This window comes from Streptococcus sp. 21.1 (genome assembly GCF_016648635.1).
GTDB lineage: Bacteria > Bacillota > Bacilli > Lactobacillales > Streptococcaceae > Streptococcus.
In genome coordinates this window covers 51917-68421 of the sequence record NZ_JACLQL010000006.1, presented here as the reverse complement: position 1 = coordinate 68421, position 16505 = coordinate 51917, and the positions used below count along the sequence as shown (strand labels likewise).

Below are 16505 nucleotides of genomic sequence, written 5' to 3'. Positions count from 1 at the left end.
AACTGACAGTCCCACTCTCCTATGATTCATGCTAGTCTTTTGTAAGACTACCAGATTGTGTACGTGAGCTAGCATAGATTGCGAGAAGGAGGGTTCCTCCAATTGCAATTGTAATAAAGTTAGCTACGCCAGCTACAAAACTTTGTGCATAAAGGTATGACCAGGCTTGTGCAAATTGGAGTCTATCACCAATGGGAGTAACGATACCATAGGCAATAAGGAGGGCCAATGCTTGTACTAGGTTAAACCAAATCATACTCATCAAAGAAAACTTGCCAGTTGTCACATCATATTTTTTGTTGAATAGACCAATTACAAGACCTGTAATAGCACTTGCAAGTACCCAAGCCCATGAGATATTTCCGTATTGGATGCCATCTTTAAGCGCATGGCCAATGAAGCCCATAAAGAAACCTGTAATAGGCCCAAAAATCACTGAGAATAGGGCTTGAACAGCATACTGAAGTTGGATGCTAGTATTCCCAAAAATAGGGATATTAACAAACATACCAATGATAATAAAGAGTGCTGCACCAATACCTGTCGCAACTACTGTACGAATTGAATTATTTTTCATAATCTTACTTTAATCTCCTAAACGTTTAATTTCAATGTGCCAGTTAGACCCTACACCAACATTATAGGCCTTGGCAAAAGATCCTTGGTTAATGGCTAAGCCAACACGATAGAGGGAATTGATATAAATAATTGGCTGACCGATACGAACATCCGCAAAAGATTTCCCATAGGTAACTTGGTTTTGGTAGACCAACATATCATTGTTAAAGATAGTCACTTCGAATCGATCACCAAAGTTTGGTTCCAACGCGTAAAAGTCATCACGTGTGATAGAGGTCCACAGAGAGCCGAAACGGACGTCCAAAATGTCAATCGCCCCACGAACCAAACTATCCTCTATGATGGTTTCAACCACTGGAAGTTCTAGAATTTTATCCACAGGTAACTCAGGACCAACTTCTTCAAAACTGATATGACCAGAAGCTAATTTGGCACCTGTATAGGCATAAACATCACGACCATGGAAGGTATAAGAAAGCTCTGTATTACTACGACGATTCTCAACCTCGGAAATCTCACGAACAGCCTCGATACCAACAACCTTCTTGATATAAGAAAGTGTCCCGTTATCTGGTGTGACGATATATTGCCCCGTCTTTGTTAAGGCAACCACACTTTTACGTGAGGAACCTACACCCGGATCAACTACCGAAACAAAGGTTGTCCCCTCAGGCCAGTATTCAACGGTCTGAAACAGACGATAGGAAGCCTCAAAAGTGTTGTAGGGAGTAATATCATGTGTCAGGTGATGAACTCCCAAACTAGGTTCTTCCTGAAGGGCCACACCAATCATGGCCGAAACAGCACCGTCAACCAAACCAAAGTCTGATTGAAGCACCAATAAATTATTAGTCATAAATGTTTTACCTTTTCTCTTTGAACGGTTTATTTTACCATATTTTAAGGGCTTTTTAAAGATGATAGATTCTTGAGCTAGCTATAGTCTTTGACTATGTTTTCTCTAAAATCAAAAAGCCAGCCAAATAGGCCGACCTTATACAATTAGCTATGCTTTCTTCCAACGGCTCTTTTCTGCTACTGCTGTAAAGAGAACATCTGTTGAAGAGTTAAGGGCTGTTTCACAAGAGTCTTGGATGACACCTACGATAAAGCCGACACCGACAACTTGCATGGCCAAATCATTTGAGATACCAAAGAGGCTACATGCTACTGGCACTAATAGGAGGGATCCTCCAGCAATACCTGAGGCACCACAAGCAGAAATAGCTGAAACCACACTAAGAATGAGTGCTGTCGCAAAGTCGACCTGAATTCCCAAAGTTGTTACTGCAGCAAGCGTTAAGACATTGATTGTCACGGCTGCTCCAGCCATATTAATAGTTGACCCCAAAGGGATAGAAACCGAATAGGTATCAGGATTCAAACCAAGATCCTTACAAAGTTGAAGGTTAACTGGAATATTGGCTGCTGACGAGCGAGTAAAGAAGGCTGTAATCCCAGAGTCTTTCAAACAACGGAAAACCAGTGGGAAAGGATTTTTGCCCATCATCACAAAAGCAATGATTGGATTAACAACCAAGGCAACAAAGGCCATTGTTCCCACTAAAACAAGGATTAGGACACCATAATCTGCCAAAACACCGACACCATTCTCAGAAATAGTATTAAAGACAAGACCAAGGATACCAAATGGGGCCAAGTTGATAATCCAACGAACGATTTGCGAAGTCACTTCTGCCAAGGTATTAAGCAAATCCTTCGTGTGATTGCTAGCTGTTCGCATGGCGAAACCAAAGACAACTGCCCATACCAAAACACCAATATAATTGGCTTGAGCCAAGGCATTGACAGGGTTATCTACCATCTTAAGCAATAAATCTTTAAAAACTTCTCCCACACCTTGAGGTGCCGTTGCTTTAGTCGCCGCCGCTGCTCCCAACTTCAGAGAAATTGGAAAAATATAGTGAGAAATAACAGCCGTCAAAGCAGCCGCAAAGGTCCCAAAGAGATAAAGAACAATAACTGTTTTCATATTGCTTTGTTGACCTTCTCGCGTTTGGGAAAGGGCGTTGGCAACCAAGGCAAAGACCAAAAGTGGAGCAATTGCCTTCAAGCCACCAACAAACATGTCTCCCAAGAGACCAATAACCGTAAACTTAGGAACAAGCAAACCAAGCACAGCACCCACTACCACACCAATGGCAATACGCTTAATTAGACTGGTTCTATTCCAAGTTGAAATAAAACGTTTCATAACTCATTAACTCCTTTTTTATGGTTAGCTCAACCATAAAGCATTCGATAGCTTCCATACTATGATAAATATCTGAAATCGTCAAGACATGAGAAAAGCCTGTAGCAAACAGGCTCTCAAATCCTATTTATGACTCAATTTACGAGTCAAGAAATCACCCAAGAATTGGATAAGGAAAATCAAAATCAAAATCAAGAAAGTTGCCAAAATGGTAACTGATGTACTTGAACGGTTATATCCATAGTAGATGGCGATGTAACCTAGACCACCTGCACCGATAGCACCGGCCATTGCAGTCTCACCGACTAGGGAAATCAGAGTTACGGTTGATACACGAACCAACTCAGGTAGACCTTCACCAAGGTAAACCTTAATCGTATCCCAAAGTGTTGCACCACTTGCTTGTGCTGCTTCAATAACGCCACGGTCAAGATCTGCAAGCACCACCTGTACTTGACGTGCAAAGAATGGGAAGGTTGCAGCTGACAATGGAACCAAGGCCGCTGTCATACCGAGGTTAGTCCCCACGATAAAGTAAGTGAATCCTTTCAAAATCGCCAAGAGGATAATGAAAGGAATGGCACGGAAGATTGAAGTGATTTTATCCAAGATTTGGAAAACAAATTTATTTTCAATAACTCCACGAGGACCTGTCAATACCAAGAAGAGCCCCATAACAAGACCAAGAAGTCCCCCAATGATGAAGGAAATAACCGTCATGTAGAGAGTCGCATAGATGGCGTCTGGCCAAGAGTTAACCCCCTGCATACCGATACGATAAATATCTGGAAAGTTTTGTTGAATCCAATCTGCCATTATTGGGCTCCTTTCTTAAGTACTTGCAAGCTGACACCTGCATTTTCAATCGCTTTTTGAGCAGCAAGAACCTGATCCGCTTCACCATCCAAGACAACGACCAATTCACCAACAGGAGTATCACCTAGAATCTCAACGTTACCATAAAGGATGTTACTTGAAACTCCGTACTCTTTGAAAAGTTCGGTCAAGAGTGGCTCATCTGTTGAAGAACCAGCATATTTAAGTTGAACGAGGAGGGCTGAGCTTGGTAAGTTTTTCACCAAAGGTTGTGCATTAATCTTAGCCAAGGCATCTTCAATCCCTGCTGCAGTTTCAATAAATTCTTGTGTCAAATCTTCTTGAGGATTTGAGAAGATATCAAGAACACTGCCCTCTTCCAAAAGTTGACCATTTTGCATAACGGCAACACGGTTACAAATATCTTTAACAATTTGCATTTCGTGGGTGATCATAACCACTGTCAAACCAAGTTTTTTATTCAAATCCTGCAAAAGTGAAAGAATTTGCTTAGTTGTTTTAGGGTCAAGGGCTGATGTAGACTCATCTGAAATCAAGATTTCAGGATCATTAGCCAAGGCACGCGCAATCGCTACACGTTGTTTTTGACCACCTGACAATTGTGCAGGATAGTTTTCCGCACGATCAGCCAAATCAACCAATTCCAAAAGACCACGAATTTTTTTGTCTTTCTCTTCATTACTTAGTTTAGAATGACGAAGAGCAAAGGCTACATTTTCATAAGCCGTCTTTTGAGCCATAAGGTTAAAGTGTTGGAAAATCATCCCAATCGTTTGACGTTTCTGACGCAATTCTTTTGTCGACAATTGGACCTTACCATCTGCAAAAGTCACATCTTTACCGATAGTGATTTTACCAGCTGTAGGCACTTGCAAAAGATTGATTGCACGCACAAGGGTAGATTTACCAGCCCCTGAATAACCAACAATTCCGTAAATATCACCTTTTTCAATCTGGATAGACACATCCTTAACCGCTTGAATAGTGCGGCGTTTCTGCGTAAAGGTGATATCAATATTTTTCAAATCAATAATGACATTACTCATAACTTGCAATTAACTCCTTAATTAGTTCAATGTGGGTGTAGTAATCTGCTAAGCTAACATTTTCATCCCCACCATGGTCACGACTGTTAGCATTCCCTATACCAAAGGCTGCCATAGGAACACCCAAAGCTTGATGAATCATATGCATAGGCCCTGTACCTGCTGCCGTTGGAAGCACAGCAACGCCCTCTTCATAAAAGCCTTTTGCTAACTCAATAACATTAACAATAGCTGGATCAGACATATCACTACGATAACTTTCTTCACCAAGAGTGAAGGTCACCTTGATACGGTCAAATCCTTCTTTTTTGAGGTGTGCCTTGATACACTCCAAAACGTACTCAGGCGTCAAGCCAGGGACCAAACGCATCTCCATCTTAGCTCTGGCTTGAGCTGGTAAGATAGTCTTAACCCCTTGCCCCTGATAACCTGTTGAAATGCCTTCAATGGAAAGGGCAGGTTCAAAATAGTAAGTTTTTAAGAAAGCTCGGCGGTCACTTTCTAAAATGGGTAGTTTTAAGCCGTAAATCTTACGGAGACTATCTGCATTTTCAATGGCATAAGTTTCAATAAGATCCATCTCTCGTTCGTTTGGTTGGACAATCTTTTCATAGATGCCGTCGATAAGGATACGTCCCTGGTCATCTCTCATGCTTGAGATAGCATTGAGCAAGTACCATGAGGCCGATTCAATCACGGCACCAAATTTAGAATGAATATCAACATCAGCACTCTCGACAGACAAGTCAAAGGTAATAATTCCCTTGTTGCCCCCTGTGATTTCCAATTGACCTTTGCTATTTCGATTTCCTTGCTCCCAAACCAATAGGTCTGCTGGAAGCAGGTCATCTCGGTATTTTTCCAAATACTTTTCAAGATCGGTTGATGCAGATTCTTCAGCCCCTTCCATCATAAACGTAATATTTACAGGAAGGTCGCCAACTTCTCGAATATATTTCCGAAGGGCTGTCAGACGAGCTGTAATATGCCCCTTATCATCATCAACACCACGACCATACATGTAGCCCTTACGAACAGTCAGACGGAAAGGTTCATCTGTCCATGGCTGATCATTATCCGCAGGAACCGTATCATAGTGTTGATAGAAAATAATTGTTTTCGCATCTGGATTTGGACTCTTGAATTTCGCCAAGACAAAAGGTGCCGTATAGGTCTCATCAATTGTCACCTCTGCGCCAACACCAGAGAAAATCTCACCAAGGTAAGCAGCCACATCATAGAGACCAATATTTTGAGCAAAAATAGATTTTTTAGAAATCAAAGTCCGCAAAACTTCAAAATAGTGCTGAGCAATTTCATCGTTACGAAATTTTCGTAACTGCTCTTCTTCACTTGAAAATGCCATCAAATCGTCTCCTTCATACACGACAAAATGGCGTGCTCTCACACGCCCTCTGTCCTTAGCTTATTTCTTTGAATTAGCTTTCAATTGATCTTGTGTTGGGGCACCTTTCCATGCTGGAAGGTCAACCTTGTTAGATGCATCATAGATGATTTGTGCTACTTCATCGTTTTGGTAGGCTTTAATCAAAGTCTTGATAGCATCAGCTTTATTTGATTTTTCCCAATCTTTATTAGCTGCAATGATGTTGACCCAATCTTTCAAATCTTGACTTGGTTCTTCTTGGAAGAGAGTTGTATCATAGTTAACGTTTTGTTGTTGTGCGTATGAGTTATTAACAACCGCTGCATCTACTGATGAAAGCGTTTGGGCAGCTTGTTCAGCTGAGATTTCTTTGATGTCCAATTTCTTTGGATTCTCAGAAATGTTCTTGATAGTTGCCAATTCACCATCTTTAACATCCAATTTAATCAAACCAGCTGTTTGAAGAAGTGTCAAAGCACGGCTTTCGTTTGTACCATCGTTAGGTACTGAGATTGTAGCTCCTTCTGGAAGCTCTTTAACATCTTTATACTTAGCTTTTCCGTTTTCAGTACCTGAGAAAAGGTGGATTGGGCTAAGAAGTGTGTCAGCTGCCGCAACAACATCACCTTTATTTTCTTTGTTCCAGTTGTTCAAGAAATAAATGTGTTGGAAAGCATTAACATCGATTTCGCCGTTTTTAAGAGCTTCATTTGGTTGGTTGTAGTCTGTGAACTCTTTCAACTCGATAGTAACACCCTTGTCTTTAGCCAATTCTTTGACTTTATCCCATAATGGCTCAGTTGTATCATCCAAAGTCATGATACCAACTGTCAAAGTTTTATCATCTTTAGCTGATTTATTACCACCAGCACCACAAGCAGCCAAAGCTACTGTTGAAGCGACTGCCAATCCTGTAATTCCGAGAATTTTTTTAAGTTTCATAACGAACTCCCTTTAATTGTTTTAAGTATAAAATTATTATCCCATAGGATGAGAATTGTAGCAAATTGTTTATAATTGTATATCTCTATAGTTTTTAACTATAACGTGTCCTAGATTTTAATTATATGAAAAAGCTGAGAATCATTCCCAGCTCCTTTCTTATTTTTTGCTTGGAACTTTCAAAGCGTCTTTAGTTGGAATATAGTCTTTATTTCCAAGGAATTTTTCAGCCAACTTAGCCAAAGTACCATCTTTTTGGAGTTCTTCCAAACGTTTGTTTACAAATTTTTGAAGGTCTTTTTGGTTATCTGCGAACAAGAAGTAGATGTATGGTTGTTCATCAGATTTAAGCTCAATAGTCTTCAAGTTGCTCAATTTATTATTTTTGATGATTGCATTAACAGTTGGTGCATCAAAGATCTTGAAGTCGTACTTGCCTTCATTCAAACTTGTCAACATTTGTGTAATATTTTCATTTGTGTAGTTAAGTTCAACTGGCTTGTCTGAATGTTTATCATTAAACTCAGTCAATTGTGTCGCTGTCGATGTCCCTTGAACAACCTGCGTTGAGTGTCCAGCGATATCATCATATTTCTTAATATTACTATCTTTTGGAACAGTCAAAACAGCTGGTGTGGTACCAATTGGATATGAGAAGAGGTATTTTTGGTCACGTTCTTCTGAGTAAGAGATATTATTACCAGCCATTTGGTATTTAGCTGAGTCAAGACCTGTGAAGACTGAAGACCATTCTGTTTTTTGGAATTTCACTTCATATTTGTCAGAGTCTTTGAATACAGCTTTAGCCACTTCCACATCGTAACCAGTCAATTCACCGTTTTCTTCATATGAGAATGGTGCTGTTGTCCCAACAGTGGCAAAGTTAATTGTTTCTTTAGCACCTGAAGATTTAGAGACTTCTTTTGATGATTTAGATGAACATGCAGCAAGCAAAGCTACTGAAGCAATGGCTACACCCGTAATTCCAAGAATTTTTTTAAGTTTCATAATTTTCTCCTTTGAGATTGATTGTTTTTATTGTAACAGAATTCACTAAGCTTAACTAATACTTAAACATAATCAAGGTGATAAGAAAATACTATCACCTAAAAATATCAATTGTTTGACAAGAAAAAAGCAGAAAACCAATAACGATTTTCTACCTTATTCCTAATTAATAATGTGACAAACGCTCAATTACTTGCTGATTATTGAGCACTTCCTGGGCAGGAAAGAAATCAGCTTTGCCATCTTCAAAAAGAAGAACATCAGCCTTTTCATGATGAAGGTGCTTAAAGTGATGAGCAGACATGATAATGGTTTTCCCAGCTGAATGAAGCTCATGTAGAAGTTCCCTAAAAAATTCTTCATATTCTTTAGAAAGATTATTGAAGGGTTCATCAAGAATATAGACATCTGGATTCGTTACCATGATACTGGCAAAGGCCACTTTCTTCTTTTCTCCACCAGACAGTTGATAGGGAACGCGATCCCGTAAATCTTCAATTTTCAGTAGGGATAGTGTGTCTTGGACCCGCTGTGAGACTTCTTCTTCGGTCAGACCTAGCTGACGAGGTCCAAAAGCAATCTCATCATAGACAGTACTATTAAATAATTGGCTATCCACATCCTGAAAGAGGATTCCGAGGCGGCTATAAAAATCTCGTTTTTGACGTTTGTCCTTCAGCCATTCTTTGAGGTCCTTCCCTAAGAAAAGAATGCGTCCAGATTCTTCCTGCTTGAAGCCGGTTAATAAACTGATAAGACTTGATTTCCCAGTCCCATTTTCTCCCATCAACATCACATATTGTCCTTGTCTAATCTCCAAATCAAGACCAGTAAAGACCTTTTTTTGTTCATAGGCACAGGCCACTTGATTCAATTGAAACATCTCATCCTCCTAACAGAATCTGTCCTAAAATCACTGCTACTAGACTTATCAAGGCCAGCCAATCCTTCCATGTGAATGACTGTGATGACTTGACATACTCACCGACAAAGCAACGTGCTTCCATGGCTTGAGTCAGTTCCTCACCATAGCGTATGGCTTTAAGGTATAAAATTCCCCAGATATTACTTCCAATCCGGAAACGATGATTGCCACCAAAGCTTCGCGCTTCAATCCCTTTGAGCAAATCCATCAATTGTTTTCCAAAGACATCGATATATTTTATGGTGATATCTAACTGGAGCAGAACAAGATCAGGAAAATGCAACCCTTTTAATGCCGCTAACATCTCACTTATTGTACTCGTCTCTGAATAATAAGCAATGGCTACGGCAATCAAAGGAAGTCTAAAAAGAAAGAGCGATTGACCTCCGCTAAGTAAGAGATGCGGTAGATAAAGAACTAAAGGAAAAATCAACAACACTACAGTCTTTTTCAAGGTTCTTACTAAAACAGAATGTGGTAGAAAAGCCACCCCAGCTCCTAAAAACAAAGCCAGAATCCACAAAACCGTGAGATTGCGGCTAATTCCTACTGAAATAAGTAAGAAAAAGAGCAGTAAAACCTTAGCTGTTGGATGAAAGACTGATGCTACTTTTAAAGGATGCGTTTCAAACTTTTGAAGCAGAGCTTCCAGATGGTGACGATTCCGGATAAGAAAGTTATTTCTACCGACTTTAGTGACTACCGGGCGCTCTTCCGACATCCATTCTGGCAGAATCATTTTTCAACCTTTCTACCGAAAATCAAGCGATAGAGGATGAAGAAAATCAAAACAGCAGAAGCAGCGCTCAGAATATAACCCAAGACTTCTGGAACACCTGCGATACTATAATCTGGGAAGAGGGCATTGAATGAGAAACCATTCAACATTCCTTTTGGCGCTTGGGCTTCCACATGATAATGAGCCAATTTTTCTACCAACTCTTTGACATCCCATTCCGCAAAAGCTGTTCCCGTCGCCAATAAACCAAGTGGTGTTAGGATAATCAAGGCTAGGATAAAGAGCAATAAAGGACGTAGTTTTTTAGTCGTTAGTTCCTGAGCATTATCAATATTCAAACGTTCAATGAATTCTTGAACACCAGCTGTGAAGAATCCTTCTACCAGACCGATGAGGAGGTGAGTCAAGCCCATTACTGGAAGTGTCACTCTCAAAGGGTATGGGTTGTAAAGCGGATTACCACTACTATCTTTAAAGAGAATAGGCTGAATTCCTAATAAAACTGCAACAGTCAGGGCCGCAGCTACAATCCCAATATAACCTCCAAAAAAGCTGGCAATTATCCTGTTCTTTGTCCACTTATTCAAGAGTTTATAAACAGCATAACCTACAAATGGCATAACAACGGCCATACAAAAGGCGTTTGCGCCAAAGGCCAAGATTCCACCATCACCAAAGAGTAAGGCCTGCATAGCTAGGGCCACACTAACTGCTAAACAGGAAGCCCAAGGTCCTAACAATATAGCAATTAACACTGCTCCAACAGCATGGGCACTCGTTCCACCTGGGGCTGGAAGATTAAACATCATGATAAGGAAGGACAAGGAAGTCCCGATTCCCAACATAGGAATCGTTTTTTTATCCGTATCAACTTTAACCTTTACCTCCTTGACAGCCTTATACCAAATAGGCAACATAACTGCCCCCATTGCCGCACAAGTCGTAGGGCTTAGGTAATTTTCAGGAATATGCATTTTTTATCTCCTCATATCATTTTTTCTTAAATTCAAAGGGGTTAATCCATGTATTTCTTGTCTAAAATAGTCTGCACAGGCATAAATGACGCGACGATTATCCTCAGCAGTTTTTCCTAAGATACGTAACACCAGACCTGGGATATCTAAGGATGAAATAGCAAAATCAGACTCTAAATCCAGATCTTCTAAGCGCTTCTGCAAAGCCTTAACAAAAGCCTCGTCAATATTTGGTGACACCATTACCAAACTATTATAATTACGCCAGCCTTCAAAATAACCAAGTTTAAACATATCTTGTTTCTGAGGCTCTAAGAGGGTCTGATCGCTATAAACAAGCTCATCATCTTGGTAGATTTGTGTCAAATTACGAAAATAATGGTATTGAAACGGCAAATCCTCATGAGACCAACCTGCCGTCACACCATCTGAATAAATCAAGTGGGCAGACTTATCCATATCAATACGACTTGTTTGGAAATAGCGTGATTTTAAATAGGGAATGACTTCATCAGCCATGTACTCCAAATAGCTATTTTCTTCAAGTGTGATGGACGTATTCTGATGTGTCAACTGTCCTTTCTCACACTTGTAAACATAGGTAGGTGTTTGGGTTGTTACCAAGGCATGAGCATCTTTATTAACATCAATGGTCACTTGATACTGCTCACCCTCGACAAATCCCCCACCCATATTAATGAGGAAATAGTAAGGAACACCGTTGGCATCTGAATTATCCGCCGATACTCGAGAGTTGCCTTCTTGGTATTTCTTGTGGGAAATTGTACGACCATTTCGGTTTGAAAATCCAAGATGGACAAAGCCATCGTATGCTTGTGTCATCTTACAAGTCCTCTAGTAGGAAATTCTTACGAATCCATTCTTCCACTTCCTTAACATTGTCATCATTATTCAAATTTGTGAAAATGAAAGAATCTTCGTTACGGAAATGAAGGGTATCTTCACGCATACGGTCTAGGTTGGCTCCAACATAAGGAGCAAGGTCAGTCTTATTGATCAAGAACAAATCACTCTTAATCATCCCTTGACCAGCCTTACGTGGGATTTTTTCACCCTGAGCAACGTCAATAATATAAATGGTGAAATCAACCAAATCAGGACTGAAGGTCGCAGCCAAGTTATCCCCACCACTTTCAAGGAAAATAACATCCAAATCATGGTTAAAGCGCTCTTGAAGAGTTTCAATCGCTTCAAAGTTCATAGAGGCATCTTCACGAATAGCAGTATGAGGACATCCACCAGTTTCTACACCAATGATACGGTCTTCATCTAAGCTTGAATTTTTAGCCAAGAAAAGAGCATCTTCTTTTGTATAGATATCGTTAGTAATAACTGCTAAATTTAAGTCGGACATACGTCGTGTAAGACGCTCAAGCAAAAGGGTTTTACCTGAACCAACAGGTCCACCAACTCCAATAATTACAGTACGTTTTGTCATTGTTTTTTCCTCTCAACCTTGTTGATATTTTAGGACATGAATAGGCGGAATACCTGTGTTTCATGTTTCATCTGAGCTAATTCAAGACCAGGCGTATTGGCCCCAAGGTAGGACGCATCCAGTTCTTGAATTTCTTGTGTCATTTTTTCTAATTGTGAAAAGCTACGTAAAACAATCTCTTGTCCAGCAAACTGTCCAAGTGGAATGGCACGAACAGCATTTTGAACCATCGTCGAAATCACGCTATAGCCATAAAGTGCAATAGCTTCACTACATCCCAAGCCCTTGTTAAACACATAGAGTGCAAAGACAATAGCTGGATTGCCGAAGACCTCACCCTTACGTATTTTGGACTGATAGTCATCCAATACCGGAATAGCATGGAGCCTTTGAATAAGTCGAAGCATTTGTTTAGCAATCATTTTAGTCCCCTGTCTTGTTTCACGCGCTTGCGTCGAAACTGTCAAGACCTTATCATAATGCCAAACCTGCTCTAAGTTGTCTGTAGCCATAGCATCATAAACCAATTTGATTACAAGACCTTCACCATATTTAAACTGACTAGCTAAATAGGCTTCTTGCCACTCCTCGTAACCTTTATCATCTGTTACAGTGTCTTCGCGCAGATAATTTTCCATCCCAAAAGAGTGGTTAAACGATCCAATTGGAAAGGTTGAATCGACAATTTGCACAATTTCAAGATAATCTTGCAAAGACACATTAGCAAAGGGATTAATGTTCATGGGCAGTTAAATTCACATGGCGTAGGGGCTTATCAAGGACCACTTCTTCAATCGTGTAGGCAATCTCTTTTTGAGTCAAGACTTGCTCTACAACTGGGTCAACCTCTAAATAAATCTTGGCGTCTTTCACCTCAATCGGTTTATGAGTATTTCCAAGAATATGAGCTGTGATTCCCATTTCATCCATATCTTTAGGTGAAATGACAATCAAATCCTGTGACTCAACACCAATAGCTAGGACATGGTGATCATCGATAAAAAAGGCAGAGCCATTTTGCAATTTTTGTCCCTTATCAAGACGAATACCAAATTCATTCCCATGATCACTCTTCACACGAATAATTTTTTTGTTAAGGTCATCGCTCGAAAGAATGACTGTTTCAATATGGTATTTGTCCACATCGATATCTTTAACAAGAGCGTCTACTTTTGTAAAAATCATACTTTTTCCTTTTCTATTACATTTTAAAAATCTAGCATCAAACTCATATAGCAACTTAATAAAGCACTAAAAACGTTATGGCTATAAAACACAAAAGAGGTTGGAGGAAAAATTCCAGCCTCATTTATATAGCGTCTTCCTTAGAACAAGAAATAACGTTGAGACAATGATGTCGTATGGATTGGTTCACAAGTAACCAACTCATCATCAATAAAGACATCAAAGGTCTGTGGATCGATACGGATTGTTTTTGGAGCGTAGTCATTAAGCTTCATATCACGCTTAGTCAAGTTACGCGTATTCTTAACAGGAAGAACAATCTTATTCAAACCAATTTCTTCTTTGATACCGTGATCATAAGCATATTGAGAGACAAATGTAAGATTTGTTTCATGAACCGCTTGACCGTAAGCACCATATAATTTACGCATGATACGTGGTTGAGGCGTTGGAAGACTTGAACCAGCGTCACCCATAACACCATAAGTTAACATACCACCCTTAAGCACCAACTTAGGTTTTGCACCAAATTGTGCTGGTTCCCAGATAACCAAATCTGCAAATTTACCAACTTCTACAGAACCGATATAGTCTGCAATACCGTTAGTGATGGCAGGGTTAATTGTATATTTAGCCACGTAACGTTTGATACGGTTATTATCGTTAAACTCTGAATCCCCTTCAAGTGGACCACGCTGAGCCTTCATCTTATCAGCTAGTTGCCAACAACGCATGGCTACTTCACCGACACGTCCCATTGCCATGGCATCTGAAGTCATGATACTAAGGGCACCCATATCGTGAAGAACGTCTTCTGCAGCCACAGTTTGTTTACGTACACGTGATTCAGCAAATGAGACGTCTTCTGGGATTTTTGGATCCAAGTGGTGACAAACCATAACCATATCTAACAACTCACCAATGGCATTTGTAGTGTATGGGTTAGTTGGATTAGTTGATGATGGCAAAATATTTTCCTTACCAGCAAAGACCATGATATCTGGAGCATGTCCACCACCTGAACCTTCGGTGTGGAAGGTATGAACGGTACGACCTTGGAAGGATTCCAAAGTATTTTCCATAAATCCACCTTCATTCAAAGAGTCAGTGTGGACCGCAAAAGAAACATCGTATTTATCCGCAACTTTAAGGGAATTATCAATACCTGCGTAAGTCGCACCCCAGTCCTCGTGTGTCTTAATTCCTGCTGCACCAGCTTTAATTTGCTCTTCAACCACTTCAGTCTCAGAACCAACACCTTTAGCAAGGAAACCAAAGTTAGCAGGCATATCATCAACAGCTTGCAACATACGAGTAATATGGAATTTACCTGGTGTACATGTTGTTGCATTACTTCCGTCAGCAGGACCAGTACCACCACCAAAGAGGGTAGTAATCCCGTTATCCAAACCAAATTCTGGAAGGTCGGCAGAAATATAGTGCACGTGAAGGTCAATACCACCAGCAGTCACAATCAAACCTTCAGCAGCAATGGCTTCTGTACTAGCACCCACAACAAAGTCCACATTGTCCATTGTATCTGGGTTACCACCGCGACCGATAGCAACAATCTTACCATCACGAATACCGATATCCGCTTTAATAATACCTGTATAGTCAATGATGGTTGCACCTGTAATAATGGTATCAACAACTGATGGATTGTCACGCGTTTCCGTAGCACTAACACCCATACCATCACGCAAAACTTTACCGCCACCGAACTTAGATTCCTGTCCATAAACAGTAAAGTCTTTTTCAATGGCTGCAAAAAGATTGGTATCTCCAAGACGTACGCTATCACCTACAGTTGGTCCGTAGTGTTGAGCATACTCTTCACGATCCATTTTAAAACTCATCGATTTGTCCTCTTTCTAGTCTAAGAAACCATTGACCTTGTTATTGAAACCAAAAATACGACGTTTCCCTCCAAAGTCAATAAGTTGTACTGTTTTCGTTTCACCTGGCTCAAAACGAATGGCTGTACCTGCTGGAATATCTAGACGTTTGCCTCGCGCCTTTTCACGATCAAATTGAAGACCAGCTTCGTTTGCTTCATAAAAATGGTAGTGAGAGCCCACTTGAGCAGCACGGTCACCCACATTTTTCACTTCAAGACTAATGGCTTCGTAACCACCGTTATAATCAATTGGCTCACTCGCCACATGGTATTCACCTGGAATCATTACATTTCTCCTTACTGAATAGGATCATGAACAGTAACCAGTTTTGTACTGTCCGTAAAAGTAGCTTCAACTTGAATCATTGGAATCATTTCCGCAATACCTTCCATAACATCTTCACGTGTTAAAAGATTGCGAGCTTCATCCATCAATTGGGCAACAGTTTTACCTTCTCTTGCACCTTCAAGCACATAGTCTGTAATCAAAGCAACCGCTTCTGGATGATTCAATTTGATTCCTTTATCTTTACGTCGTTGAGCAATCATAGCCGCAAGGCTAATCATCATTTTTTCCTGCTCACGCATTGTCAATTGCATCGTTTTTCCTCCTTAAATCAATGCTTACCACTTGCCCCAAAGCATCAAAAGCCCTGGAATCCAAGCTGTTACAATTCCTTCAAAAATAGCTAGGTAAGGGACAAATTTTCCTAGGTTCTTCTTAAGGTTAATTTCAATAAAGGCAGTTAGCCATAGAATACCCCACAAGAACCAAATAATACCATACCAAGCATTACCACCGTATCCAGATGTTAAGCAAAGAATCCCTGCTGGTAGCGTATTAATTGCCACAAATAAACTAAACCACCCATACAAACGTTGATCAAAATCGAAAATCGTATTGATAGCTGAGTAAAGGTAGGTGAAGGCAAATAAAAGACCAGTGGCGCTACCATAAAACCATTCAGCGCCTTGCCCTGTACAAGCTCCATAAGCAATGACAATAATGTTGAGAATCAAACCCAAACCACCCGTAAAGATATTCATGACAACATTTGATTTATCAGGAATACCCTCTAAACGATGGAGTCCATTACTCATCAAAACCATACCAACATAGAGTAGGATGACACCTAACATAAGAACCTCCTAAGTTTCTTTTATGTTAATATCATACTACTTTGACAACACATGTCAACGAATTTTCAGAAATTTTGCAACATTTACATGTTAATCAAGCTAACATGTGGTGTCAAAAAATCACATTACAGTTGGTAATTCTCAATAGGAGTCCTTTGCTTAATCCCAG

Annotated in this window: 19 protein-coding genes; all 19 read right to left on the bottom strand. The window is 40.1% G+C overall.

The genetic code is table 11. From position 1 onward, the window contains the following. Nucleotides 1-31: 31 nt before the first annotated feature. The 19 genes from H7U01_RS05890 to H7U01_RS05800 all read right to left on the bottom strand — a co-directional run bounded on the left by H7U01_RS05890 (nt 32) and on the right by H7U01_RS05800 (nt 16336). Complete coding sequence (locus H7U01_RS05890; protein WP_013990055.1) at nt 32-577, bottom strand: ECF-type riboflavin transporter substrate-binding protein; 546 nt, start codon at nt 575-577, stop codon at nt 32-34. A 9-nt stretch (nt 578-586) separates the two neighbouring features. Beyond that, nucleotides 587-1435, bottom strand: coding sequence for an S-adenosyl-l-methionine hydroxide adenosyltransferase family protein (locus tag H7U01_RS05885; protein WP_201041275.1), 849 nt, complete (start codon nt 1433-1435; stop codon nt 587-589). 150 nt (nt 1436-1585) lie between these two features. Next, entirely contained in the window at nt 1586-2794 is a 1209-nt protein-coding gene (sstT, locus tag H7U01_RS05880) for a serine/threonine transporter SstT (protein ID WP_084870043.1), read from the bottom strand. Nucleotides 2795-2917: 123 nt separating this feature from the next. Beyond that, complete coding sequence (locus H7U01_RS05875; protein WP_002883771.1) at nt 2918-3610, bottom strand: methionine ABC transporter permease; 693 nt, start codon at nt 3608-3610, stop codon at nt 2918-2920. Beyond that, nucleotides 3610-4677: a methionine ABC transporter ATP-binding protein gene (locus tag H7U01_RS05870; RefSeq protein WP_013990051.1), complete on the bottom strand. Its 1068-nt coding sequence runs from the start codon at nt 4675-4677 to the stop codon at nt 3610-3612. The genes H7U01_RS05875 and H7U01_RS05870 overlap by 1 nt, the downstream gene beginning before the upstream one ends. Beyond that, a complete protein-coding gene (locus H7U01_RS05865; protein WP_002883790.1) occupies nt 4670-6043 on the bottom strand; it encodes a M20/M25/M40 family metallo-hydrolase in 1374 nt (457 codons plus the stop codon). The genes H7U01_RS05870 and H7U01_RS05865 overlap by 8 nt, the downstream gene beginning before the upstream one ends. 60 nt (nt 6044-6103) lie before the next feature. Then, entirely contained in the window at nt 6104-7006 is a 903-nt protein-coding gene (locus H7U01_RS05860) for a MetQ/NlpA family ABC transporter substrate-binding protein (protein ID WP_014633605.1), read from the bottom strand. Nucleotides 7007-7165: 159 nt separating this feature from the next. Beyond that, nucleotides 7166-8014: an amino acid ABC transporter substrate-binding protein gene (locus H7U01_RS05855; RefSeq protein WP_014633886.1), complete on the bottom strand. Its 849-nt coding sequence runs from the start codon at nt 8012-8014 to the stop codon at nt 7166-7168. A gap of 166 nt (nt 8015-8180) precedes the next feature. Beyond that, the gene (locus H7U01_RS05850) at nt 8181-8897 is read right to left on the bottom strand and encodes an ABC transporter ATP-binding protein (RefSeq protein WP_014633885.1); all 717 of its coding nucleotides are present in this window, start codon (nt 8895-8897) and stop codon (nt 8181-8183) included. 1 nt (nt 8898) lies between these two features. After that, a complete protein-coding gene (locus tag H7U01_RS05845; protein ID WP_014633884.1) occupies nt 8899-9678 on the bottom strand; it encodes an energy-coupling factor transporter transmembrane component T in 780 nt (259 codons plus the stop codon). Next, nucleotides 9675-10652, bottom strand: coding sequence for a cobalt transporter CbiM (gene cbiM, locus H7U01_RS05840; protein ID WP_014633883.1), 978 nt, complete (start codon nt 10650-10652; stop codon nt 9675-9677). Before cbiM ends, H7U01_RS05845 begins: the two co-directional genes overlap by 4 nt. A 3-nt stretch (nt 10653-10655) precedes the next feature. After that, nucleotides 10656-11495, bottom strand: coding sequence for an urease accessory protein UreD (locus H7U01_RS05835; RefSeq protein WP_014633882.1), 840 nt, complete (start codon nt 11493-11495; stop codon nt 10656-10658). Between the two features lies 1 nt (nt 11496). After that, a complete protein-coding gene (ureG, locus tag H7U01_RS05830; protein WP_002889928.1) occupies nt 11497-12111 on the bottom strand; it encodes an urease accessory protein UreG in 615 nt (204 codons plus the stop codon). 29 nt (nt 12112-12140) lie between these two features. Beyond that, the gene (locus H7U01_RS05825) at nt 12141-12854 is read right to left on the bottom strand and encodes an urease accessory protein UreF (protein WP_002886562.1); all 714 of its coding nucleotides are present in this window, start codon (nt 12852-12854) and stop codon (nt 12141-12143) included. Continuing rightward, nucleotides 12844-13296: an urease accessory protein UreE gene (gene ureE, locus H7U01_RS05820; protein ID WP_002949549.1), complete on the bottom strand. Its 453-nt coding sequence runs from the start codon at nt 13294-13296 to the stop codon at nt 12844-12846. The genes H7U01_RS05825 and ureE overlap by 11 nt, the downstream gene beginning before the upstream one ends. Before the next feature lie 140 nt (nt 13297-13436). Next, nucleotides 13437-15155: an urease subunit alpha gene (ureC, locus tag H7U01_RS05815; RefSeq protein ID WP_002886560.1), complete on the bottom strand. Its 1719-nt coding sequence runs from the start codon at nt 15153-15155 to the stop codon at nt 13437-13439. A gap of 15 nt (nt 15156-15170) precedes the next feature. After that, complete coding sequence (locus tag H7U01_RS05810; RefSeq protein ID WP_002886559.1) at nt 15171-15482, bottom strand: urease subunit beta; 312 nt, start codon at nt 15480-15482, stop codon at nt 15171-15173. 11 nt (nt 15483-15493) lie between these two features. After that, complete coding sequence (locus tag H7U01_RS05805) at nt 15494-15796, bottom strand: urease subunit gamma (protein WP_002886558.1); 303 nt, start codon at nt 15794-15796, stop codon at nt 15494-15496. 24 nt (nt 15797-15820) lie between these two features. Next, nucleotides 15821-16336 (bottom strand): AmiS/UreI family transporter, encoded by a 516-nt coding sequence (locus H7U01_RS05800; RefSeq protein ID WP_002886548.1) that lies wholly within the window; start codon nt 16334-16336, stop codon nt 15821-15823. Between the last annotated feature and the right edge of the window lie 169 nt (nt 16337-16505).